Below are 25,548 nucleotides of genomic sequence, written 5' to 3' on the forward strand. Positions count from 1 at the left end.
AGAGGGAAGTTATGTTGTTTAAAAAAATTCACTCTTCCATCTTCAAACCTCAGGCCCTCAACATCAAATTTGAAAAAAATATGTACAATAAAGGATTATTTAACGACTGGGTTCCAAAGCCCGTTCAGCTTTTAATGATTGCCCTGCTGGTTATTGTGGTTCTGCCTATGGGTGGGGTTTATACCGGGAATATCAGCTTTATGGTGGGCGGAACGGGTGAGCTTTCGGAATATTTTATGTTTGCGAATTATGCCACCACCATCGGGATGGGAGCTTCTATGCCTATTGTTCTCAGGATGAAAATGAGGTTTAAAGTGCGAAATAAATTCGTGTTTTTACTCGTGCTGTTGGGTTTACTGGGGTTAGTCAATGCTACAACGCTGAATCCGGTTGTAATTGTAGGAGTATCGCTCATGATCGGTTTTCTTAAAATGATGGTGGCCATTGAGCTCTTTCTGCCATTAATGATGATGATGGGTGATCGGGGAGTTTTTTATGGTGTATTTTATACCGCGGTTTTAAGTTTGAACCAAATTTCAAGCTATTACGCAGTAGAAGTTTCCATTTTGTATAACTGGCAGCAGTTTTTTGTGATTGTAACAATAATGTGTTTTGTGATGGCGCTTCTGTGCTGGGTTTTGATGCATGATAAATATTTTGCCCTTAAAGTTCCTCTGCATTATATCGATTGGATGAGCATCATCTTGTTTATATCGGCATTCATGTTTTTGGCTTATGTTTTATCATTTGGAAAGCAGCAGGACTGGCTGAATTCGAAACGTATCATTCATGCGGCTATTGCTTCTTTTATAAGTTTTGGTTTGTTGGTGGTACGTCAGTTTACCTTGAAAAGACCTTATTTATCTTTTTCCATATTTACGAAAAATAATGTTCTGAATGGATTATTCATGCTGTTTTGGATGGGAATGTTTTTGGGTACGGCCTCAATACAGAATATTTTTTCGGTGGGAGTTCTTGGATATGATCAGCTAACCAATGCAAAATTAAACCTGTTCATGATTCCCGGGCTTATTACAGCCGGAATTGCAGCTGTTTACTGGTTCAAAAAGAAAAAGCCTTTAAAAATGTTCATATTTTCTGGGTTTTCTGCCATGTTGGGTTATGCTTTGATTATGTATTTCTCTATGGTTCCGGAATTCAATTATGAAAACTGGTATCTGCCCATGTTTCTGAAAGGGTACGGAATGGCAGCATTGTTTATTGCTGTGTGGTTTTATACGCTTGATAAATTAGAATTAAATGATATGCTTGCTGCGATAGGATTGGTTTTGGTCTGGAGAACTTTCTTAACGGTTGGTATCTTTTCGGCCTTATTCTCATGGTTCCAGTATCAGTTTCAGATAGAAAGTCTGGGAAATCTTGCGGTGTACATGGATGGGATGACCATCTCACCACAGAACGTTGCGGGAAATATGAAGATGATTCAGCTAAATGCCATTCTTGCGGCAAATAAAAGGATATTCGGATATGTTGTAATTGTTGGCTTTATGGTACTTGTATATGTTTTAACCCACCATTTCGGAGTAAAAAGGTTCCATTATCTGAGGTTTATAAGAGTGTTGAGCGGAAAATCTATCATTGCAGGAAGAAGAATTAAAGAAAGAAGAATTGAAGAAGAAATAAAAGATGCGGCCGGCTACGCAATGTAACGAAACCTTGTTTTTCATTTACTTAGTCAAAGCCCTGTTTTATTTTAAAAAGCAGGGCTTTGCATTTATTTTTAGAAATTGAATTACATTACGCTGAATTTTAGGAGCTGTTTCCCGCTTTTCATTGCAATCTTTTTTTTCAAAAAAGGATTTTCATTGCAATCGGGGCTAGGGTGTAGGGAACGGTGGCTTCGAGAGCCTCAGCCACCACGAAAAGGCGGTGTTTTTTATCACCGGTTTGTCATTACCGGGAACGATGCAATCTTTGTTTAAGCTTTTAAAACCATTATCTTTGTATTTTAAAATCAACTATGAAAGACTTAATGGGCAAAGCCATCTGGGATTTTTACCACAACGAAAATCCTGAAGACCTGCAGACTGAAACTTCAATTTCCGAGCTGGATGAGCTTCCGGTAGACTATCTCTTCCGTAGTTTTGAAGAAATGAATGAAATTGAACAAAAAGCACTGGAATTAGCTCATGGAAAAGTCTTGGACATCGGTGCTGGTGCGGGATCCCATTCTTTATATCTTCAGAACGAAAGAAATCTTGATGTAACGGCGCTGGATATCTCGCCAAAGTCCATTGAGGTATGCAGATTGCGCGGAATTAAGAATGCTGTTGCTCAAAATATGCTTCATTTTTCAGAAGAAACTTTTGATACGGTTTTGTTATTAATGAACGGAACCGGAATTTTTCAAAGCCTGAATGTGATTGATATTTACCTGAAAAAATTATATTCACTGCTAAATAAAAACGGACAAATCTTAATCGACAGCACAGATATTTTGTATATGTTCGATAAAGATGAAGACGGTGGAGTTTACATTCCCGCAGAAGGTTATTACGGCGAACTGGATTATATTGTTCACTACAAAGGTGAATCTGAAGATCCTATAAAATGGCTGTATCTTGATTTTACAACCTTAAAAAATGCTGCCGAGAATAATGGATTTAAAATTGAGAAGATTTTACAGGATGAAGATGCTTATTTAGCGAAACTTACTAAGAAATAATATTTGTTATTGCTTCGTCGTTACACTCCTCGCAATGATACAAAAAACCACATGAATCACATGTGGTTTATATTTAAACATTTAAAAAAATTATCCAATCTCAATACCGTTTTCAACATTACTGTCATCCGGTGTTACGAACGATAATTTTCCGTCCGGTTTTGTCGTCAGCAACAACATTCCCTGAGACTCAATACCTCTGATTTTTCTTGGGGCAAGATTTAATAAAATCATTACCTGCTTTCCAATGACTTCCTCCGGAGTAAAGCTTTCTGCAATCCCTGAAACAACGGTTCTTACATCCACACCTGTGTCCACAGTCAGTTTCAGTAATTTATCGGCTTTTTCTACTTTTTCAGCCTCTGTAATAGTTGCTGTTCTTAAGTCGATTTTCGTAAAATCATCAAAAGTGATTTCTTCTTTCATAGGGTTTGCGTTAGGATTTGTTTTTTTATTGTTTTGTTTTGTGTTTTCCAGTTTCAGGATCTGAGCTTCAATGACATCGTCTTCAATTTTTGAAAAAAGAAGGGATGATTCATTGATTTTATGACCGGTTTCTATTAATACAGATTTTGTTTCAATATCATTCCAGCTTTGTTTCTGAACATTGAACATATTCAATAATTTCTCAGAACTGAAAGGCATAAACGGTTCACAAAGCTGTGCAAGGGCAACAGCAATCTGAGCACCTACAAATAAAGACTGGGCGGCTTTTTCAGGATTGTCTTTAATTGTTTTCCAAGGTTCTTCTGTCTGAAGATACTGATTCCCGAAGCGGGCAAGATTCATCAAAGCTGTTAAGGAATTTCTAAATTCATAGTTTTCTAAAAATCCTGCAATCTCCTTTGCTGCTTTGTTGATTTCATTTAATTCAGGGCTGTTTACGTCACCCTGAGGAACAATTCCGTCATAATATTTATGAATCAGAACAGCAACTCTATTGATGAAGTTTCCAAAAATACCTACCAACTCAGAATTATTCTTAGTCTGGAAATCTTTCCATGTAAAATTATTATCCTTTGTTTCCGGAGCTGATGAAAGAAGAGCATATCTTAAAACATCCTGTTGGCCAGGGAAATCCTCCACATATTCGTGCGCCCAAACTGCCCAGTTTCTTGACGTTGAAATTTTATCATTTTCAAGGTTCAGGAATTCAAATGCAGGAACATTTTTCGGCATGATGTAATCCCCGTGAGCCTTCATCATCGCAGGGAAAATAATACAGTGGAACACAATATTATCCTTTCCGATAAAGTGAATAAGATCACTGTCTTCGCTTTGCCAGTAATCTTTCCAGTTTTTTCCGTTCTTTTCTGCCCATTCTTTAGTAAAGGAAATATAGCCAATAGGGGCATCAAACCATACGTATAGTACTTTTCCTTCTGCATTAGGAAGCGGAACCGGAACTCCCCAGTTGAGATCTCTGGTCATTGCACGTGGCTTCAGACCGTCATTTAACCAAGATTTAACCTGTCCGTACACGTTTGGTTTCCAGTCGTCTTTATGGCCTTCAATGATCCATTCGTTCAGGAAATTTTCATATTCATTTAATGGCAGATACCAGTTTTTTGTTTCTTTAAGGATAGGAACGTTTCCGCTTAACATTGATTTTGGGTTAATCAATTCAGACGGCGACAGGGTAGTACCACATCTTTCGCACTGATCTCCGTAAGCATTTTCGTTTCCACAGTTGGGGCAGGTTCCCACGATATATCTGTCTGCAAGAAATTCTCCGGCCTGCTCATCAAAATATTGAGCAGACATTTCTTCGGTAAATTTCCCTTTTTCATACAAAACTTTAAAAAAGTCCTGGCTGGTTTCATAGTGGTTTTTGGAAGTTGTCCTGGAATATTCATCGAATGAAATCCCCAAATCCGCGAAAGATTTTTTAATGATTTCGTGGTATTTGTCAACAATATCCTGAGGGGTTACCCCTTCTTTTTTTGCTCTGATGGTAATAGGAATTCCGTGCTCATCCGAACCACAGATAAACACTACATCTTTTCCTAATCTTCTCTGAAATCTTGCGTAAACATCCGCAGGAATATATACACCTGCCAAATGCCCTATATGAACCGGTCCGTTTGCGTATGGCAATGCAGCCGTAATCATCTTTCTGTTTGACATTTATAGTTTAGTTTTAATATGCAAAGATACGGATAATCCTTGAAAGTTACCGTAATTGCTGTTTTTAAAAGGTTCCGGGAATTTAAAAGCGGATGAAATATTACATTTAGTTAAACGGATGTTTGACTTATTGTTAATTGCGGTAAGTTATTATGTTTCGCATAATTTGATGTAAATAAATGGAAAACAGGGTATTGATTTAAAATCATCATGTAATTTACATAAAATTATCTTAATTTTAAATAAATTTATGATAATTCTAATTTTTTTATAAATTGCAAGACTGGCTTATAGCCAATATTATTGAAGAAACGAACTATATAAAAAATGATATTGTGAAAAATTTTACAACGGTATTAAAAATTGCGCCTGCATTTTTATTGGCAAGTACCATAATTCATGCACAAACGCAAGACTCTGCAACAAAAGAGAAGAAAATAGAGGAGGTTGTATTGATTGGGTATGGAAAACAGAAGAAATCAGATCTCACGGGGTCAATAACTTCTGTAACAGCAAAAGATTTTAACGGTGGTGCTACTTCTGCAGGACAATTAATCCAGGGCAAGACGCCCGGTGTTCAGATAACGAATAATAGTGGAGCTCCTGGATCAGGAACCGCTATAAGGATCAGGGGGACAGCTTCTTTGAATGGTAATAACTCGCCATTAATTGTAATTGATGGTGTTCCGCAGGATTTTGTAGGTGTAAACGGAGTGTCTGATCCATTATCATTAATTAACCCTAATGATATTGAGACTTTTGATATCCTTAAGGATGCCTCTGCAACTGCGATCTATGGTAATCGTGCTACTAACGGTGTTATTTTGATTACTACAAAAAAAGGCACAACAGGAAGATTTAGGGTTAATTTTTCAACGGTAGCATCTATTTCAAGTAAGATGGGTAATGTAGATGTATTGAATGCTGATGAATTTAGAAGCTTTGTTAATACTTATGCTTCAGATGCTTATAAGGCAAAATTAGGGAATTCAAGTACTAACTGGCAGGATTTAATTTATCAAAATGCTTGGGGTACAGATAATAATGTTGCTTTTTCTGGAGGAATTAAAGGTTTGCCATATCGTTTATCAGTGGGATATAATGAACAAAATGGTATTGTAAGAACAAACTCTTTCAGAAGGACATCAGTTGGACTGAACTTAAATCCTAAATTTTTCGATAACCATTTATCAGTTAATATAAGTACAAAAGGAACATTCACAGATAATAGATTTGTTGATGGTGGTATTATTAAGTCTGCTACATATTTTGATCCTACCCAGCCTATATATTCTGGTAACTCTAATTATGGCGGTTATTATGAATGGTTGTTGAATGGCGGCCTGAATGTGAATGCTAATGCCAATCCATTAGCAATAATAATGGCAAATCATGATGTATCCTCGGTTCTGAGAGGTTTGGGAAATGTTCAGTTAGATTACAAATTCCATTTTCTTCCGGATTTGCATTTCAATGTGAATGCAGGATATGATTACACCAAGAGTGAAGGGCAAAAGAAGGTTGATGCGAGATATAAATCGGGGTTTAATGATAAAGGAAGTGCAAATTTATATACCATGGAGAAAAAAAATAAGTTATTAGAAACTTATTTTAATTATGTTAAAAATATTTCAGCAATTAATACAGGCGTAGATCTTACTGCAGGATATTCTTACCAGGACTTTATCACGTCTATTCCTGGTGCCACTACTTATAGAGGAATAGAACCTTTTATAACTGTCGGAAACAATTTTGAGACTCAGAATACTTTAATATCTTTCTATGGTAGAGCAATTTTTACAATTGCCAATAAGTACGTCATTTCAGGATCATTAAGAAGAGACGGCTCATCAAGGTTTTTTAATGGAACAAGAGACAATCTCTGGGGTAATTTCCCGGGAGTTTCTGTTGCCTGGAAACTAAGTGAGGAAAATTTTATTAAAAATATAGCTTCAATTAGTACATTAAAATTAAGAGCGGGATGGGGGAAAACAGGCCAGCAGGAACTACCGGCTTTAGATGGAAATAAACCATTCAATTACCCGGCTTATGCTGCATACAATCCAAGTGGAGTTGGGGCTGGCTATCAATTTGGGAATCAATTTTATTTCATGTACCGTCCTAATATTTATAATCCAAATCTTACTTGGGAAACCACAACAACAAAAAACATTGGGTTGGATTATGGTTTCTTAAATAACAGAATTACAGGATCAATTGATTTATTCAGAAAGGATACGGAAGATTTATTGGTCAACACGAATATAGCAGCTGGGGATTTAAGTAATCAAAATTTACTTAATGTAGGAAATATGAAAAATAGCGGCATTGAGGGTAGTATTACGGTAGTTCCTGTAAAAAATGAAAAAACGACTTGGGAAGTAAGTTTTAATGCAACTCACTACAAACCGGAAATAACTAAGCTTCTTGACAGGGCCGATGCAACATTCAATATTCCTGTTGGGGGAATTGAAGGAGGTTCTGGGAATACAATTCAGGCTCATGCTGTAGGTTATGCTCCTAATGCTTTTTGGGTGTATCAACAGGTATATGATGGAAATGGGAAACCTGTTGACGGAGTTTATGTTGATAGAAACAATGACGGTATTATTAATACTTTAGATAAATATTATTACAAATCAACAACGCCGGATGCTATTTTAGGCTTTTCAACAAAATTATCTGTAAAAGACTGGGATTTTGGCTTAAGTGCAAGAGCGGTATTAGGAAATTATGTTTATAATAATGCGGCTTCAAACAGCTCACTTCAATCTGCATCTACTAATGAATATTTGCAAAATGTGTACTCTACAGCAGCGGTTTATCAATTTCAGGTTCCGCAATATTTTTCAGATTTATATATAGAAAATGCTTCTTTTTTAAGATTGGATAACGTAAATGTAGGATATAACTTTGGTGAAGTTTTCACTAAAGGAAGTAATCTTAAAGTGTATGCTATGGCTCAGAATGTTTTTGTGATCTCAAAATATTCAGGTATTGATCCTGAGGTTTTTGGAGGAATAGATAATGGTTATTATCAAATGCCAAGAATTTATTCATTAGGTTTTAATTTTCAATTTTAATTATTAAGTAGATGAAATCAAATAAATTAACAAGAAATATAATATTAACAGCGGCCGTGGTCGGGCTGTTATCAGCTACATCATGTGTAAAGGATCTGGAAAGAGAGCCTATTACCGATGTTACATCAGCAAGTATCTTCAAGGATTTTGCTAATTATCCTAATGCTCTGGCCAAACTATATGGAGGCTTAGCTATTGGAGGACAGGTTAGCGGAGATGGAGGAAACTATCCGGATAGTGATATTAATGGAATTAATGGAGGTTTTTCTCAATACACGAGGCTTTTATATACATTAAATGTAATTTCTACAGATGAAGCTGTAATTGGCTGGAATGACGGAAATTTACATACCATTCATAAAATGACATGGGACTCTTCCAATGAGTTCATTGCCGCAGCTTATTACAGAATATATACAGAGATAGCTTTTTGTAATGAATTTTTAAGAAATGTGACGGATGAAAAATTAGCTTCCAACGGTATTTCCGGAGATAATTTAACGGAAGCAAAATATATGCGTGCCGAAGCAAGATTTTTAAGAGCACAATCGTATTATCACGCTTTAGATATGTTTGGAAATGTACCTTTTGTAGATGAAAGCTATCTTCCTGGTTCTGTAAATCCGCCTCAACGAATAGAAAGAGCGGCGCTTTTCAATTATGTGGAGCAGGAATTATTAGCCTGTGCAAATGAATTAAAAGATGCAAGATCAAATGCTTATGGTAGAGCAGATAAAGCTGCAGCTTGGGCATTACTGGCAAGATTGTATCTTAACGCGAGTGTTTATACAGGGACACAAAGAAATAATGATTGTATTACTTATTGTAACAAGGTTATTGGTGCGGGATATTCTTTAAAACCAAATTATGGTTCACTATTCTTAGCGGATAATAATGTAAACAACCCTGAAGCGATTTTTACTGTTAATTTTGATGGTATCAATACCCAGACTAATGGTGGGACGACCTATTTGGTACACGCCGCAGTTGGAGGAACTATGCCTGCCGCAGATTTCGGTATCAATGGCGGATGGAGTGGTATCAGAACCACTAAAGCTTTTGTAAATAAATTCCCGACAAGTGGTGTGGACAAAAGAGGGAATTTCTATACAGCGGGACAGAATCTGGAAATCAATGATTTAGGTTCATTTAATGATGGATATGCCTTTATTAAATTTAAAAATGTTAAAAGTGATGGAACTCCAGGGGCTCATAACAACTGGGTGGAAGCTGATATTCCATTGTACCGTTTAGCGGATATTTATCTGATGTATGCAGAAGCAACTTTAAGGGGTGGAAACGGAAATCAGGCAACTGCGGTTGAGTATATAAACCAGTTAAGACAAAGAGCTTATGGCAATACAAGTGGGAATGTTACTTCTATTAATCTAGATTTTATTTTAGATGAAAGAGCAAGGGAATTATCTTGGGAGCTTACAAGAAGAACAGACCTTATCAGATATGGAAAATTCACTACAGGAGATTATGTGTGGCCATGGAAAGGTAATATAAAAGATGGAAAAGCTGTAGAAAGCTATAGAAATCTTTATCCAATTCCGGCAAAAGATATTGTTGCGAATCCTAATTTGGTTCAAAATCCTGGCTATTAATTATAAAAAAACACGATCAAAAATGAAACATTTATTCAAAATATTAGCAGTAGCTTTTATAAGCCTTCTAATAATTTCTTGTGAAAAAGATGAAGATCAGGCAATTTTAGGAGAAGGGACAACCCCTACTTTAAAAGCAGACAAAACAACATTAGTTTTATTAAAAGACAATGAGGCTGATATTGCTGTGAAATTCGACTGGACGAATCCAAAATTTCAATCCCAGGTAGCACTTAAAAATACATTACAAGTAGCAAAAGCAGGTACAAATTTTCAAGGTGCAGGAGAATCAATTGTTACAGCAAATGATTTAGCAGCAACCTATACTGTTGGAGATTTCAATAAACTAATGCTTGATAGTGGACTTATTCCAGGTATTGCTACATCAGTTGAAATAAGACTTAAATCTGAAGTAGGGCCTAATATATTGTACTCCAGCCCCGTTACGATGATAGTGACGCCATATCTTACAGAGTTTCCATCCTTCTACATCGTAGGAGACGCATCAGCTGTAGGTTGGAATGCAGGTACAGCACAGATGCTTTACAAAAAAGATAACTTTTCAACGATCTATACTTATCTGGAAAATGGAAAATCATTCAGATTTCTTGGACAACAGGATTGGGGACCCACAAATTATAGCCTGGATGTAGCAGGAATGAATGCTGGTAACAAGTACTTCAAAACATGGTCTACTAATTTAGCACCTTCAACACCTGAAAACATTCAGTTTACCGGAGCTACAGGTATGTATAAAGTCGTTATTGATGCAGATGCAACTGTAAAATCCATTACCGTTTCAGCATCACCAGTCAATACATGGAATCCTGCAAACATTTACCTTGTAGGTACAGTAAATGGGTGGAATGCCGGTACTGCAATTCCAATGACAAATTTGGGGAATGGTAAATTTGAACATACAATAAGTCTTCCTGCTGCTTCTGAATTTAAATTTCTAGGTCAGCAAAGCTGGGGAGATCTTGATTGGGGAAATATTGCTGGAGATGGCAATACAGGTTATTTAGGCCCTAAAGGAAGCAATGGAAATATCAAATTTGATGGTACAGGCGGTAGTTATAAGATTTCTGTTGATGTAAAAATGGGAACTTATAAAATACAGCCATTATAATATTAATTAAAATTGAATTTACATAGCAAAGTGTTGCTTTTCGGCAGCACTTTCTTTATTTTTAAAGTTTTATAAATAGTCATTATGAAGAAAATTACAGTGGGAGCAATATTGTTCTCGATGATGTTTGTTGGTGTGAATGCACAATCTTTAAAGTCGCCGGACGGAAAGTTTGAGATGAACTTTCAGCTGAAGGAGGGAGTACCTTATTACAACCTGAAATATAACGGCAATGTAGTAGTGGAAGATTCCAAATTGGGATTGAGATTATTTAAAGATACTTCTATAAAATTTGCCTCGGAAATTGCAAAACCGGAAGATGTAAAATTTGATCTTAATAACGGTTTTACGAAAACAGATGAAAAAAGAGATTCCAAAAATGAAACCTGGCAGCCGGTTTTAGGGGAAAAGAAAAATTATATCAATCATTACAATGAGCTGGCTGTTACTTTAAATCAGGCTTCTACGGAACGTAATATTGTTGTGAAATTCAGATTGTTCAATGACGGATTGGGTTTCAGATATGAGTTTCCCCAGCAGAAAAACCTGAACTATTTCGTGATCAGAGAAGAAGATTCTGAAATCGATTTCCCTACCAATATGAAAGCATGGTGGATGGTTGCAGACTATGATTCTCAGGAATATCAATATCAGGAAACGAAAATCTCTGAGATCCCGGGAAGATGGGACAAAGCTTTTGACGCAAATGCTTCTCAGAAATTAATCAAAAATGCAGTTCAGTCTCCTTTAATGCTTAAAAAAGAAGGAAAACAGCCATTATATGTCAATGTAGCGGAAGCAGCAGTTTTAGACTATCCTGCTTCTCACCTTGAGGTTGATGCTCAGAATTTTAAATTCAAAACACACCTTACAGCAGACAGACAGGGAGCGAAAGGATATATTCAAACCCCTTCTGTAACGCCTTGGAGAACAATTATTGTGGCTCCGAAAGCGGAAGAGGTAATGGATTCAAAAATGATTTTTAACCTTAATGAACCTACAAAATATACCGACACTTCTTACATTCATCCTACAAAATACATGGGAGTATGGTGGGAAATGATCATCGGAAAATCACAGTGGGCATATGGTCAGCCGGAATCCAATGTACGAATTGGTGTGACTGATTTTTCTAAACTGACACCCAACGGAAAACACGCTGCCAATAATACGAAAGTTAAAGAATACATCGATTTTGCAGCAGAAAACGGGTTCCAGGGACTTTTAATTGAAGGCTGGAATGTAGGTTGGGAAGACTGGTTCGGCCATTCAAAAGAATTTGTTTTTGATTTCATCACACCTTATCCTGATTTCGACATAAAAATGTTGAATGAATATGCTCATTCTAAAGGCATTAAGCTCATTATGCACCATGAAACTTCAGGTTCGGCAACGAACTATGAAAGATGGGCTGATAAAGCATTCCAGCTGATGAACAAATACGGCTATGATGCTGTGAAAACTGGCTATGTTGGGGATATTATTCCAAGAGGGGAGCACCATTATTCCCAATGGACGATCAACCATTTCTACAGAATTGCAGAAAAAGCGAATGAGTATAAAATCATGGTCAATTCTCACGAATCCGTACGTCCTACCGGAGAAAGCCGCACATATCCGAACTACATTTCTGCAGAAGCTGCGCGTGGAACAGAATATGAAGCTTTCGGAGGGAATAATGCCGATCACCAGACCATTCTTCCGTTTACAAGATGGATGGGAGGTTCTATGGATTATACCCCGGGAATTTTCCAAACAAAATTAGACTACTATTTCCCTGGAGACAAGCGTTTTGTGAAGACAACTTTAGTAAAGCAGCTGGCGCTTTATGTAACGATGTATATGCCGCTTCAGATGGCTGCAGATTTACCGGAAAACTACAAAAAGCACATGGATGCTTTCCAGTTTATCAAAGACGTGGCTGCAGATTGGGACGATACGACAATTTTATCCGCCGAACCGGGAGATTATGTGATCACTGCAAGAAAAGCAAAAGGTACGGAAAACTGGTTTGTGGGCGGAATTACCGATGAAAACAAGCGTGAATATACCGTAGATTTTTCTTTTCTGGATAAAGGTCAAAAATATGAAGCAACGATTTATGAAGACGGAAAAGATGCCGATTACATAGACAATCCTCAGAGCTATAATATCTACAAAAAGCAGATTACAAGCAAGTCAAAAATCAATTTTAAAATGGCAAGAAGCGGCGGTTTCGCGATTTCTATCAAGCCGGTAAAATAATGTTACCTGATCTTTGCTAAACTTAGTGCAGATCAATAGGAGCGGGCTTTAGCCCGCTTTGAATAACAAAAAATAAAGGCTTTAGCCAAAACTACAAAAACCTTACAGATAAACTTCTGTAAGGTTTTTAATCAAAATAAATTATCTATACTGTTATATTTAAATCTTTGCGATCTTAATTAAGTGAAACGCCTTTATGAGCTTAAAAAACGCATAGTAGTAAAAATCTTAGCGAACTTTGCGTTAAAACTTAAAAATAACATCATACACATTTAATTTAAAATGAAAAAATTATACACAATCGTAGCCCTCTCCACAGCAGTCATCGCTTTTTCCCAAAAACCTCTAGACAAAGTAGAACCCGCCTTCTGGTGGAAAGGAATGAAAAATCCCGAGCTTCAGATTCTAGTGTACGGAAAAGATATTGCCAACAGCGACATCGAACTTTCTGACGGAGTTCAGATTAAAGATATTCAGAAAGTGGAAAACCCGAATTATGTTTTTGTGACGATTAATACAAACGAAATCAATTTTCCGAAATTTAAAATAAACATCAAAAACGGTAAAAAAAATATAGGTTCTTACACTTATGAATTAAAACAGCGTGATCCAAATTCAGCAAACAGAGAATCTTTTACATCAAAAGACGTAATGTATCTTATCATGCCCGACCGTTTTGCGAACGGCGATGAAAAAAATGATTCAAGCCCGAATTTAACGGAAAAAGCCAACAGAAGTCTTCCCAATGGCCGTCATGGCGGAGATTTACGCGGAATTATTAATAATTTAGATTATATTCAAAATTTAGGAGCAACCTCAATTTGGTTAACACCCGTGAATGAAGACAACGAAAAAGTGTATTCCTACCACGGCTATGCGCAGACAGATTTATATAAAATAGATGAACGCTACGGTACCAACGAAGAATACAGAGAGCTTTCCCAAAAATTAAACAAAAGAAATATGAAATTGGTCATGGATTACGTGACCAATCACTGGGGTGTTTCTCATTGGATGATCAAAGATTTACCCACAAAAGACTGGATTCACTGGTTTAATGATGGTGAAAACGGCTTCAAACGTTCAAACTATAAAACAACCACACAATTTGATACTAATGCTTCAGAAGCAGATAGAAAAGTAGCTTTGGACGGCTGGTTTGATACCACAATGCCGGATATTAATCAAAAAAATCCTCTAGTTTTAAAATATTTAACGCAAAATGCCATTTGGTGGATAGAATATGCTGAACTAGGCGGATTCCGGGTAGATACTTATCCGTACAATGATAAAGAAGCCATGGCAAAATGGGCAAAAGCCATCACCGATGAATACCCGAAATTCAATATTGTCGGGGAAACCTGGCTGAATACGGCCGGACAAATTTCTGCATGGCAAAAGGATTCAAAGACCGGAGAAGCAGCAAACTACAATTCCAATCTTCCGTCTGTCATGGATTTTATGCTGTACGGAGACCTGCCGAAAGCATTGAAGGAAAAAGAAGGCTGGGACAGCGGGATGAACCGTATTTACAACAGCTTATCAAGTGATTTCCTTTATCCGGATATCAATAATGTAATGGTTTTCTTCGAAAATCACGATACCGAAAGATGGAATGAGATTTTCAATGATGATCCGAAAGCTTATCAATTAGGATTAACTTTAATTTCAACCGTTCGCGGAATTCCACAGATTTACTATGGTTCCGAAGTCGGAATGCGGGGCGACAAAAACAAAGGCGGCGATGCAGATATCCGAAGGGATTTTCCGGGAGGCTGGAAATCTGATAAACAAAACGCTTTTAATACTTCATCTCAAACCCCTCAGCAAAAGGAATTTTATAGGTTTACACAGAAAATACTGAACTGGAGAAAAGGAAAAGAAGTGATCCACACCGGAAAAACTAAAAATTTCGTTCCTCAGAATAATGTTTTTGTGTATTTTAGATACAATGAAAAAGAAAGCGTAATGGTGGTTTTAAATAATAATGAAAAACAGGAAACACTGGATTTGAAAAGATTCTCAGAATCCCTGAACAGGTTTTCAAAAGGAAAAGACATCATTTCCGACAAAGAATTTTCATTGCAAAATAGTATAACAATACCTGCAAAAACATCGATGATTATTGAATTAAATTAAAACACTAATAGCACAAATGGTTTCACAAATTTCACAATTAAATCTTTGCGATCTTAGTTAAGTGAAACGCCTTTGCGAACTTAAAAAGTTTAATAGTAAAAAAAAAAGAAAAACTTTGCGCCCTTTGCGTTTAAAAAAGACTAAAAATAGATATGAAAAAAACAATATTTTTAATATTCCTCTTACTTGCGGCAAGCTATACTACCATTTCAGCTCAGTCAAAATTTGATAAAGAGAAAACAGAAATCGCAACAATGCTGGACGGCTTCAATGTTGCCGCCGCAAAATCAGATTTTAACACTTATTTTAATTATTTTGCTGATGAATCCACGTTTATTGGAACGGATGCCACTGAAGTCTGGGACAAAAAAGCATTCATGGTTTGGGCAAAGCCTTATTTCGACAAAAAGAAAACATGGAATTTCACTTCGTTAAAAAGAAATATTTATTTCAGTAAAGATGGCAAACTGGCCTGGTTTGATGAGCTGCTGGATACCCAGATGAAGATTTGCCGCGGTTCTGGGGTTGTTGAAAAAATAAAAGGGGAATGGAAGGTGAAACAATATGTGCTTTCCGTAACAGTTCCGAACGATGTTGTAGATAAAGTGGTAGTTGAAAAAACGCCGATAGAAGATGCATTAATCCAACAGTTAAAAGCTAAATAATGGAGCCGCTACACAGTTCACTTTCAAGAAAAAAGAAGCCGAATCTTTCCATGGCTCAGATCATCAACATGAGTATGGGGTTTCTGGGAATTCAGATGGCTTTTGGCCTTCAAAACGGAAATGCGAGCCGTATTTTGGCTAATTTCGGGGCAGATGTTCATGAATTATCATGGTTTTGGCTTGTAGCACCTATTACAGGTTTAATTGTTCAGCCAATTATCGGTCACATGGGCGATAATACCTGGAGTCCGCTGGGCAGGAGGAAGCCTTACTTTTTAATTGGTGCGGTATTGTGCGCCATTGGCTTGGTCATGCTCCCGAATGCTGCTTCGGCAACACAGATGATGGCTGCTAATGTTTTATTGATGGCGGTCATTTTCCTGGCGATGATGGATGCTTCAATTAATGTTGCCATGGAACCTTTTCGTGCCTTGGTAGGAGATATGCTTCCGAAACATCAGGCAACCATCGGATTTTCCGTTCAGACGATTTTAATTGGAATCGGGGCGGTGATTGGTTCTGATCTTCCGAACTGGCTGACCAAATTGGGTATTTCAAATGTAGCTCCAAAAGGCTTTGTAGCAGATAATGTTATTTATGCTTTTTACATCGGGGCAGCAGTTTTGATTTTATCCATTTTATATACAATCATTACAACCAAAGAATATTCACCGGAAGAATTTGCATCCTTTGAATCCGGAAAAGAAACAACTGAACATACATCTAAATTTTCAGATATCTTTAAAGATTTTAAAAATGCGCCTTCACAGATGAAAAAGCTGGGCATTGTCCAGTTTTTCTCATGGTTTGCGCTTTTTACGATGTGGGTTTTTACAACAAGTGCTTTGGCGACACACCATTTCGGGCTTTCCCCGGATGATACCCATTCTGCAGAGTTCAATAAGGCGGGAGATCTTACGGGAAGTTTATTCGGGAGCTATAATTTCTACGCTATTTTCTTTGCTTTTGCATTGACTCCGATTGCTCAATTTATTGGTAAAAAACAGACACATGCTCTAGCGTTGGCCTGTGGCGGTCTGGGATTAATCTCCATGTATTTTATCAAAGATATTAATAGCTTGTGGATCTCCATGGTTGGTTTGGGATTTGCCTGGGCGAGTATTTTAGCGATGCCTTATGCAATGTTAATTGATTCTATTCCTCAGAAGAAAATGGGAGTGTATATGGGAATTTTCAATTTTTTTATTGTGATTCCTCAAATCATCAATGGTATTTTCGGTGGACCGATTGTAAGCAATGTTTTTGGAAACTATGCCATAGATTACGTCGTAGTGGGCGGTGTCTGTATGTTGGTGGCAGCTGTTTTAACTTTAATTTTCGTTAAATCAGAACACGATACTCCTAAAGAAATTGAACAGGAGATTAAGCAGGTACATTTTTAAAAAAGTATTTTTTCAAAAAGAAAATGGAGAATATTCCGTTTAATTATTAAATTTGACCAATGCGAAAGAATCTTTATCTCATCATTTTATCATTTTCCCTTGTGAGTTGCTATACCTATCAGGTGAAAAAACAGGCGAATACGGAAATCGACAATAACCCGCAATCTAAAAAGACTGCCGTTATTGCCAATAATATTCCTGCTCAGATAAAAGATGCCGCCGAATCTCAGGGCCTGAGTAATGCTCAGCAAATGCCCGCCGCAATTAATGTTCAGGAAAAGCTTACTCCAAATAAAAATGTTAAGATAGACGTTGACGGCAAGAGCTATAAAATAATTGTTGACCGATGGGAAAGTGACAGTCTGGTGGCACACCCGGTTAATAATTCGAAAAAAGTTCTTAAATTCCATAAGAACCAGATCAATAGTGAGAAAATTGCTGAAAAACGCTTCTCACAGCCCATCGCAGACATCATTACTGTGGTTGCTTATGCCGGTATCGGTGTTGCAGTTTGGTCTCTTTTACAGTAAAATTACCTTATAAAATAGTCAAAAGCGGATCATAAGAGTCCGCTTTTTTGATTTTTATATTCAGATATAAATTAAAATTGCTGATCAAATTTTTACGCCAGCACAGATTCAATTTTAGTCACCGCTTTTGAGAAATTCTCTTCCTTAAGCTGAGGAACCATCGTACCCTGAGAAATGAAAACCTCAATATCCGTAATTCCTATGAATCCGAATAATGTTCTTAAATAGTGTTCCATATTTTCAATAAGCCCGTTTTCATACACTCCGCCGACTGCAAAATTTAAATATACTTTTTTGTTTTCTAGAAGCCCTTTCGGAGTTCCGTCTGCAAAAGAAAATGTTTTTCCGGCAACTGAAATACTGTCGATCCATGATTTCAATGTGGATGGAAAAGTAAAATTATAGAATGGTACTCCAATCACGATGATATCTGCTTCCCCGATTTCCTTTAATGCTTCGTCAGAATATTTTGAGGCCTCTTTCTGCTCTTCTGTTTTTTCTTCATCAGCAATTCTTGAAGCACTGAAATGATGGATTTCCAAATGTGGAATCGGGTTTGCAGCCAGGTCACGAACTACCACGTTACTGCCAGGATTTTTTTCTAACAATTGATCGATAACAATTTGTGAAAGTTGGTTGCTTACAGAATTTTCTCCGCTTATACTTGTTTTGATATTTAAAATCTTTGCCATTTTGTTTAATTTTTTTGTTTTTATTACTGACAAAATTATTGTAAATTTACTTTCCAAAATATAGTAGTTACCTAAAGGAAAGTGAAAAAAATGGAAAAGAAACACAATCATAAAGACTGTATGAAGGCTCTGAAGCCGGTTCGCGACACACTGGATGTGATAAACGGGAAGTGGAAGCTGCAGATTATCATTTCTTTAGATGCCGGGAACAAACGTTTTACAGAAATTGAACGAAGTATTCCGAAGCTTACTTCCAAAGTTCTGGCTAAAGAATTAAGGGAGCTCGAGCAAAACGGTCTGGTGGAAAGGGTAGTAAAAGACACTTATCCTGTAAGCATTGAATATTTTCCTACTGAACACACGAAAACCCTGCATACTGTGGTAGCATCCTTAAAAGACTGGGGCGAAAACCATCGTAAGCATATTTTCGGCAGCCCCGCAGAAGCTGAGAAAGACAACGGAATATAGATAAAGAATTTGATCTGGATTCTTAGAGATAACAAAAAAGCTATTAATAAAAGTATTTTCCCTAAACCCTAAACCCTAAACCCTAAACCCTAAACCCTAAATTCTTTCTTACCTTACATCAACATTCTGCCAATCTGCAACCCGTACATTTGTACTATAAATATTCACATTATGAAAACAGTATATCATAAAGCAGATTCAAGAGGTCACGCAAACCACGGTTGGTTAAACAGCTATCATACATTTAGCTTCGCAAATTATCAGAACCCTGAAAGAACTCATTTCGGAGTATTGAGGGTCTTGAATGACGACACCGTTTCCCAGGGAATGGGCTTCGGAACGCATCCTCACAGAGATATGGAAATTATTTCAATTCCTTTGGAAGGAGATCTGGAACATAAAGATTCTATGGGTACTACTGCTGTTATCAGAAAAGGAGAAATTCAGGTAATGAGCGCGGGAACAGGGGTAATGCACAGCGAATACAACAAAAATAAAGATGAGGCTGTAAAATTCCTTCAGATATGGGTTTTCCCAAGAGAAGTGGGAGTAGAGCCAAGATATGACCAGAAAAGTATCAAAGAAGGCGAGAAAATCAATGGATTTCAGCAGATTTTGTCTCCTGATAAAAACGATGACGGTGTTTGGATTCATCAGGATGCATGGTTCAATTTAGCCAATTTTACCAAAGGAAACGGTAAAAATTATATGCTCAACAAGAAAGGTAACGGAGTGTATGCTTTTGTGTTAAAAGGAAGTGCAAAAGTGGGCGACAGAATCTTAAATGAAAGAGACGGCTTAGGAATTTGGGATACCCAAAGCTTTAATATTGAAGCAGTTGAAGATGCCGAAATCCTTTTAATGGAAATTCCAATGGAATTACCCGATTATTTGAAATAAATAATTAATTTTTGCAGCGTTAAATTGATACCATTTCAGGAATTACAACCATACTTGAAATGATTTCAATCAGGGAACCACAAAGTGGTTCAATATGAATAGCCGTGGGTGAAGCCCATGGAAAAAATAACCAAAATCAACGAACCACGAAGTGGTTCAGCAAAAATAATTTTAAACAAAACAATTAAAAGTAAATGAAAGTTTTAGCAATAGCAGGAAGCAATTCCGAGACTTCAATCAATAAATTATTAGTTTCTTACGCAGCATCACTTATCGCAAATGCAGAAGTGGAAATTGTAGATATGGACGAATTTGAAATGCCGATCTACAAGCATCAGAGAGAAGTAGAAAGCGGAGTTCCGCAGCAGGCAGTAGATTTTGCTTCGAAAATAGACGCTGCAGATGTATTATTGATTGCCTTATCGGAACATAACGGGACGTATTCAGCGGCATTCAAAAATGTGTTCGACTGGACTTCAAGAATTAAAAACAGAGCAGTCTGGAATGAAGTTCCGATGTTACTAATGGCTACGGCTCCCGGTGGAAGAGGTGGCTTAGGCGTTTTGGAAGCTGCAGCTAAGCGTTTCCCCCTTCACGGTGGAAATATTGTTGATACTTTTTCACTTCCATTCTTCAATGATAATTTTGATAAATCGGCTCATAAAATTTCTAATGCAGAGAAAGACAGTGAATTAAGAGAGAAAATACAGAAGATTTCTGCTATTGAATCTATCCTTGAAAAATAGATTTGAAAATTAATTTAAAATTAATATCTTTGCAAAAAGAAATAAGATGAAAATTCAGACCTCTTACAATCAACATTTTTCCAAGAAAGGGAATATTTTGGGCTCTGAAATTCTGAGATAAAATAACGGCCGATAATCTACTAAGATTGTCGGCTTTTTTGTTTTCTAAATAATTATAAATAAAATGTACCAATCTAGCAATGTACCAGTTTACCAATTAAGGCATTGTTACATTATTAGACTGATACACTGTTACATTAAATAATATGAGCAACACGTACAAATCAGCAGGAGTAGACAAAGAAGAAGGATACAAAACCGTTGACAAGATCAAGAAAGCGGTTGGAGAAACTCACAATTCCAATGTATTGAATCATTTGGGAAGCTTCGGGGCTTTCTATGAAATCGGAGGATACAAAAATCCTGTCCTGGTTTCCGGAACAGATGGTGTGGGAACAAAGCTTAAGGTAGCTTTGGATTCAAAAAAATATGATTCTATCGGTGTGGACTGCTTTGCCATGTGTGCCAATGACATCCTTTGCCACGGGGCAAAACCATTGTTCTTTTTAGATTATCTGGCTTGTGGAAAATTAGATTCTGAGATTGCTGCTGAGATCGTTTTAGGAATGGTAGAAGCTTGTAAAGACAACAACTGCGCACTGATCGGCGGTGAAACAGCTGAAATGCCGGGAATGTACCAGCCTGGAGATTATGATGTAGCTGGATTCTGCGTAGGAATTGTTGAAAAAGACCAGATTATTGACGGTTCAGGTATCAAAGCAGGTAATAAAATTATTGCTCTTCCAAGTTCAGGTTTCCATTCCAACGGATTTTCTTTGGTAAGAAAAGTCTTTCCTGATTTCAATGAAGAATTTGAAGGAAAACCTTTGTATGAAACCCTTTTGGTTCCTACAAGATTATATTATAAAGATATTCATAAAGTTCTTGAAGAAGTTAAAGTTTGCGGTATTGCCCACATCACGGGTGGTGGATTGTACGAAAATATTCCAAGAATTATCGGAGACGGGCTTTGCGCTTCAATTGATGCTTCTAAAATCCAGATTCCAAGCATTATGCTGGAGCTTGAAAAAAGAGGTGGTGTGGCTCGTGAGGAGATGTTCGGAACATTCAATATGGGTGTAGGAATGATCGTTGTAGTAGATGCAGAACACGCAGAAAAAGTATTGCACCTTCTTGACGATGCTTACGAAATCGGAGAAATCACAGAAGGAACTGAAAAGATTGATTTAAAATTTTAGAAGCTTAATCCCGCTTTCCGCTATATCTTTTTCTCCAGCGCTTTTTTTAAGCCATTTCAGAAAAAGGATGCCGCTGCAATCGGGGCTAGTTAATAACATAGAAAGCCTTGTCAAGGTTTCAAACCTTGACAAGGCTCACAAAATAAAATGAAAAACTTAGTTATACTCGTTTCAGGTTCAGGAACCAATCTTCAGAGAATCATCGATACCATCGATAATGGAGAGATCCAAAATGCAAAAATATCTTTGGTGGTGGCAGACAGAGAATGTTACGGACTGGAAAGAGCAAAAAATCATAACATAGAAAATGTTCTGATTCCGAGAGGGAAAAACTTCAGCAGTGAATTTAGTAAAATTATTCCTGAAAATACAGACTTAATTGTATTGGCTGGATTTTTATCCATTCTGAAACCGGAGTTTTGTGAAAATTGGGTTGGAAAAATAATCAATATTCATCCGGCATTGCTTCCGAAATTCGGAGGAAAGGGAATGTGGGGACATCACGTTCATAACGCGGTTATTGAAGCTAAAGAAAAAGAAAGCGGTGCAACGGTGCATTTTGTGACTTCAGGAATCGATGAAGGGGAAGCTATTCTTCAGAAATCATTCGAAATTACAGAAAATGATACTCCCAAAACCGTAGCGGAAAAAGTCCATTTAATTGAATATGAAATTTTCCCAAAAGCAATAAATAAAGTACTTAATAATGTAACAATCTAACAATGTATAAATCTACCAATTTCACTTATTGGTAAATTGTTAAACTGATACATTGTTAAATTTATATAAAGACACATTTAGATTAAAAAGTTTCGAAAAACAAGGTAAAATCTAAGTAAAAATAAAGTAAAACCGGAGGTGAAAGACCCGGTTTACAGTTTGAAATAGCTGTAAAAAGTAAAAAATCGAAAGTAAAATGAGTAAAAAGAGAGTTTTAATCAGCGTTTCTGATAAAAGCGGATTGATCGAATTTGCGCAGTTTTTGGAAGCCCAGAATTATGAATTGATTTCTACAGGAGGGACGTTCAAACATTTGAAAGATGCTGGTTTAAATCCAATTCAGATTGATGAGGTTACCAATTTCCCTGAGATGTTGGACGGAAGAGTGAAAACATTACACCCGAAAGTTCACGGTGGATTGTTGGCCGTTCGTTCCAACGAGCAGCACATGAAAACAGTTCAGGAGCACGGGATTGGTCTGATTGACATGGTGATTGTAAATCTTTACCCTTTCTTTGAAAATGTAAATAAAGACATTTCTCTTCACGAAAAGGTAGAATTCATCGACATCGGAGGTCCTTCAATGCTTCGTTCTGCTGCGAAAAACTTTGATTCTGTGACGGTAATTACTGACGTGGAAGATTACGCGACAGTAAAAATCGAAATGGAACAAAATGGTGATACATACATCGAAACTCGTAAAAAACTGGCAGGAAAGGTATTCAACCTTACTTCTGCTTACGATGCAGCTATTTCCAGAATGCTTTTAGATGAAGAATATCCGACGTATCTAAATGCATCTTACAAAAAAGTTTCTGACCTAAGATATGGTGAAAATCCGCATCAGACAGCAGCTTACTACGTTTCTACTTTCGAAAACGGGGCAATGAAAGATTTCGAACAGCTGGGAGGTAAAGAATTGTCTTTCAACAATCTTCGCGATATGGATCTTTGCTGGAAAGTGGTAACGGAATTCAAGGAAGAAATGGCTTGTTGCGCAGTAAAACATTCTACACCTTGTGGTGTGGCAATTGGGATTTCAGCGTTGGAAACCTACCAGAAAACTTTTGAGTGTGATCCGGTTTCTATCTTTGGAGGAATTGTTGCAATGAACTACAAAATCGACGCTGCAACGGCTGAAGAATTAAATAAAACTTTCCTTGAGATCGTAATGGCTCCTGAATTTGATGAGGAAGCTCTTGAAGTTTTAAGAAAAAAGAAAAATTTAAGAATTATAAAAATCGTAAACCCTGTTTCTGATAAGCAGACGTGGGTGAAGGTTGATGGCGGAATTTTAGTTCAGGACAACGACAGCATTTTCTCTGACGATATTAAAGTGGTTACTGAAACACAGCCTACAGAAGCACAGAGAAAAGCATTATTATTCTCTCAGAGAGTGGTAAAATATGTAAAATCTAATGCAATTGTAGTTTCTAACGGAATTCAGGCTTTCGGAATCGGTGGCGGTCAGGTGAACAGGATCTGGGCAACACAGCAGGCAATTGAAAGAGCAAAAGAGAAATTCTCCGGAGATTTAGTTTTGGCTTCAGACGCATTTTTCCCTTTCCGTGACGTGGTAGATTTCTGCGCTCAGGAGGGAATTACAGCGATTATTCAGCCGGGAGGAAGTGTAAAAGACCAGGACAGCATTGAGGCTGCGAATGAGCATAAAATTCCGATGATGTTCACTGGAATCAGACATTTTTTCCATTAATAAATGAAATTAAAAGAAACAGACATTTAGAGATTAAGAGATTGCTGTATGGTAATTTCTTAATTCCTTAATATCTCAATTTTTAATTTTAAATTATATATTTGTAAAATTAGACTAGATAATTAAATAAATTATGAGAATATTAATCATAGGTGAAGGTGGAAGAGAGTCTGCCTTGGCTGCAAAACTTCAGAATGACTCCAGAGTTACTAAAATGTTTTTCGCCAACGGAAACGCTACCACTGATGTAATAGGAAAAAATGTTCATTTATCAGAGATTAAAGAACTTAGAGATTTTGCTATCAAAGAAAAGGTAGATCTTACGATTGTAGGTCCTGAAGCACCGCTTGTAGCAGGTTTGAAGGACGAGTTCAAGAAGCACGACCTTAAAGTTTTTGGTCCGAATCAAAAAGTTGCAAGCCTGGAAGGAAGTAAGGCTTTCTCTAAGAAATTCATGCAGACCTATGATATCAAAACGGCAAAAGCTGTGGTATTTGATTCATATAACGAAGCTAAGGAATATGTTCAGACACAGGCTTATCCTTTAGTAATCAAGGCTAGCGGTCTGGCTGGAGGAAAAGGTGTTGTTATCTGCGATACTTTGGAAGAAGCTGAAGCTACGATCCATGATTTCATGATCAGAAGAATCTATGGGGATGCCGGAATTCGTTTAGTTATCGAAGAATATTTAGAAGGTTTTGAGGCTTCAATTATCGCTTTTTCAAACGGTGAAAAACTATTCCCGTGTATTGCTGCCAAAGATTATAAAAAAGCAGGAAACGGTGATACAGGACCAAATACAGGAGGTATGGGTTCAGTGGCACCAAGCCCGGAATTTACAGCAGAACATCAGGCAGATTTCGAGAAAAATATCCTTGAACCAACAATTGCAGGTCTTAAAGGGGAAGGTTTCAGCTTTAAAGGAATCATTTTCTTCGGATTAATGGTGACTAAAAACGGAACTTACCTTCTTGAATACAACATGAGATTCGGGGATCCTGAAACTCAGGTGCTAATGGCTTTAATGGAAAACAATCTGTTAGACGTCATCAACGACTGTATGGAAGGGAAAGACATTGAGCTTAAGTTTAAAGACGAAAAAGCGGTTTGTCTTGTAATGTGTTCCGGAGGGTATCCGAGAAACATTGAAACCGGTTTCGAAATCGTGGGGGAAGATAAAATGAAGCACAGCAAACTTTTATATGCAGGTGCTGTAAGAAAAGGCGACAAAGTAGTTTCCAACGGTGGTAGAGTTCTAAACATCGTGGCTACGGGAGCTACTTACGAAGATGCCCGCAAGAAAGTTTACGAAGACGCAAGTCATGTACATTTCGATTACGGCTTCTACAGAGAAGACATCGGAAAGTTTTAAAATAAATCACGAAAAAAGATTTGGAGCAATCCAGGTCTTTTTTTGTAAAGAATTTATCATT

At 37.1% G+C, this 25,548-nt stretch carries 19 protein-coding genes; 17 read left to right on the top strand and 2 right to left on the bottom strand.

Going from position 1 to position 25,548, the window contains the following annotated elements; all coding sequences use genetic code 11:
- Nucleotides 1-11 precede the first annotated feature (11 nt).
- Both H560_RS0101685 and H560_RS0101690 read left to right on the top strand, forming a co-directional pair.
- Nucleotides 12-1,670 carry an MFS transporter gene (locus tag H560_RS0101685; protein WP_228372400.1) on the top strand — a complete coding sequence of 553 codons (1,659 nt, stop codon included), beginning with the start codon at nucleotides 12-14 and terminating at the stop codon, nucleotides 1,668-1,670.
- A 311-nt stretch (nucleotides 1,671-1,981) separates the two neighbouring features.
- Complete coding sequence (locus H560_RS0101690; RefSeq protein ID WP_027378438.1) at nucleotides 1,982-2,686, top strand: class I SAM-dependent methyltransferase; 705 nt, start codon at nucleotides 1,982-1,984, stop codon at nucleotides 2,684-2,686.
- A gap of 90 nt (nucleotides 2,687-2,776) precedes the next feature.
- Here H560_RS0101690 and metG read toward each other — a convergent pair whose 3' ends face one another.
- The gene (metG, locus tag H560_RS0101695; RefSeq protein ID WP_027378439.1) at nucleotides 2,777-4,813 is read right to left on the bottom strand and encodes a methionine--tRNA ligase; all 2,037 of its coding nucleotides are present in this window, start codon (nucleotides 4,811-4,813) and stop codon (nucleotides 2,777-2,779) included.
- Nucleotides 4,814-5,148: 335 nt separating this feature from the next.
- Between metG and H560_RS0101700 the strand changes: the two genes are divergently transcribed.
- The 8 genes from H560_RS0101700 to H560_RS0101735 all read left to right on the top strand — a co-directional run bounded on the left by H560_RS0101700 (nucleotide 5,149) and on the right by H560_RS0101735 (nucleotide 17,616).
- On the top strand, nucleotides 5,149-7,896 hold the full coding sequence (locus H560_RS0101700; protein WP_027378440.1) for a SusC/RagA family TonB-linked outer membrane protein: 2,748 nt from the start codon (nucleotides 5,149-5,151) through the stop codon (nucleotides 7,894-7,896).
- Between the two features lie 11 nt (nucleotides 7,897-7,907).
- Nucleotides 7,908-9,506, top strand: a complete 1,599-nt coding sequence (locus H560_RS0101705; RefSeq protein WP_051289080.1) for a RagB/SusD family nutrient uptake outer membrane protein — start codon at nucleotides 7,908-7,910, stop codon at nucleotides 9,504-9,506.
- A gap of 22 nt (nucleotides 9,507-9,528) precedes the next feature.
- Nucleotides 9,529-10,635, top strand: a complete 1,107-nt coding sequence (locus H560_RS0101710) for a SusE domain-containing protein (RefSeq protein ID WP_027378442.1) — start codon at nucleotides 9,529-9,531, stop codon at nucleotides 10,633-10,635.
- Between the two features lie 84 nt (nucleotides 10,636-10,719).
- Complete coding sequence (locus tag H560_RS0101715) at nucleotides 10,720-12,879, top strand: glycoside hydrolase family 97 protein (protein WP_027378443.1); 2,160 nt, start codon at nucleotides 10,720-10,722, stop codon at nucleotides 12,877-12,879.
- Nucleotides 12,880-13,161: 282 nt separating this feature from the next.
- Entirely contained in the window at nucleotides 13,162-15,018 is a 1,857-nt protein-coding gene (locus H560_RS0101720; RefSeq protein WP_027378444.1) for a glycoside hydrolase family 13 protein, read from the top strand.
- A gap of 152 nt (nucleotides 15,019-15,170) precedes the next feature.
- Nucleotides 15,171-15,683 (top strand): nuclear transport factor 2 family protein, encoded by a 513-nt coding sequence (locus H560_RS0101725; protein ID WP_027378445.1) that lies wholly within the window; start codon nucleotides 15,171-15,173, stop codon nucleotides 15,681-15,683.
- Entirely contained in the window at nucleotides 15,683-17,086 is a 1,404-nt protein-coding gene (locus tag H560_RS0101730; protein ID WP_027378446.1) for an MFS transporter, read from the top strand. The genes H560_RS0101725 and H560_RS0101730 overlap by 1 nt, the downstream gene beginning before the upstream one ends.
- A gap of 59 nt (nucleotides 17,087-17,145) precedes the next feature.
- A complete protein-coding gene (locus H560_RS0101735; protein ID WP_027378447.1) occupies nucleotides 17,146-17,616 on the top strand; it encodes a hypothetical protein in 471 nt (156 codons plus the stop codon).
- Between the two features lie 92 nt (nucleotides 17,617-17,708).
- On the opposite strand, the gene H560_RS0101740 is transcribed toward H560_RS0101735, so the two are convergent.
- On the bottom strand, nucleotides 17,709-18,308 hold the full coding sequence (locus tag H560_RS0101740; RefSeq protein ID WP_027378448.1) for an FMN-dependent NADH-azoreductase: 600 nt from the start codon (nucleotides 18,306-18,308) through the stop codon (nucleotides 17,709-17,711).
- Between the two features lie 90 nt (nucleotides 18,309-18,398).
- Here H560_RS0101740 and H560_RS0101745 point away from each other — a divergent pair, with 90 nt between their 5' ends.
- From H560_RS0101745 to purD, 7 genes are all read left to right on the top strand, one after another.
- Nucleotides 18,399-18,776, top strand: coding sequence for a winged helix-turn-helix transcriptional regulator (locus H560_RS0101745; RefSeq protein ID WP_034752094.1), 378 nt, complete (start codon nucleotides 18,399-18,401; stop codon nucleotides 18,774-18,776).
- 171 nt (nucleotides 18,777-18,947) lie between these two features.
- Nucleotides 18,948-19,676, top strand: a complete 729-nt coding sequence (locus H560_RS0101750; protein WP_027378450.1) for a pirin family protein — start codon at nucleotides 18,948-18,950, stop codon at nucleotides 19,674-19,676.
- A 194-nt stretch (nucleotides 19,677-19,870) separates the two neighbouring features.
- Nucleotides 19,871-20,422, top strand: coding sequence for an NADPH-dependent FMN reductase (locus tag H560_RS0101755; protein WP_027378451.1), 552 nt, complete (start codon nucleotides 19,871-19,873; stop codon nucleotides 20,420-20,422).
- Between the two features lie 266 nt (nucleotides 20,423-20,688).
- Entirely contained in the window at nucleotides 20,689-21,681 is a 993-nt protein-coding gene (gene purM, locus H560_RS0101765) for a phosphoribosylformylglycinamidine cyclo-ligase (protein WP_027378453.1), read from the top strand.
- A gap of 147 nt (nucleotides 21,682-21,828) precedes the next feature.
- Nucleotides 21,829-22,401, top strand: coding sequence for a phosphoribosylglycinamide formyltransferase (purN, locus tag H560_RS0101775; RefSeq protein WP_027378454.1), 573 nt, complete (start codon nucleotides 21,829-21,831; stop codon nucleotides 22,399-22,401).
- A 196-nt stretch (nucleotides 22,402-22,597) separates the two neighbouring features.
- Nucleotides 22,598-24,115 carry a bifunctional phosphoribosylaminoimidazolecarboxamide formyltransferase/IMP cyclohydrolase gene (purH, locus tag H560_RS0101780; protein ID WP_027378455.1) on the top strand — a complete coding sequence of 506 codons (1,518 nt, stop codon included), beginning with the start codon at nucleotides 22,598-22,600 and terminating at the stop codon, nucleotides 24,113-24,115.
- A 133-nt stretch (nucleotides 24,116-24,248) separates the two neighbouring features.
- Entirely contained in the window at nucleotides 24,249-25,487 is a 1,239-nt protein-coding gene (gene purD, locus H560_RS0101785) for a phosphoribosylamine--glycine ligase (protein WP_027378456.1), read from the top strand.
- The last annotated feature ends 61 nt before the right edge of the window (nucleotides 25,488-25,548 follow it).

The organism is Chryseobacterium daeguense DSM 19388 (assembly GCF_000430825.1).
GTDB classification, from domain to species: Bacteria; Bacteroidota; Bacteroidia; order Flavobacteriales; family Weeksellaceae; genus Chryseobacterium; species Chryseobacterium daeguense.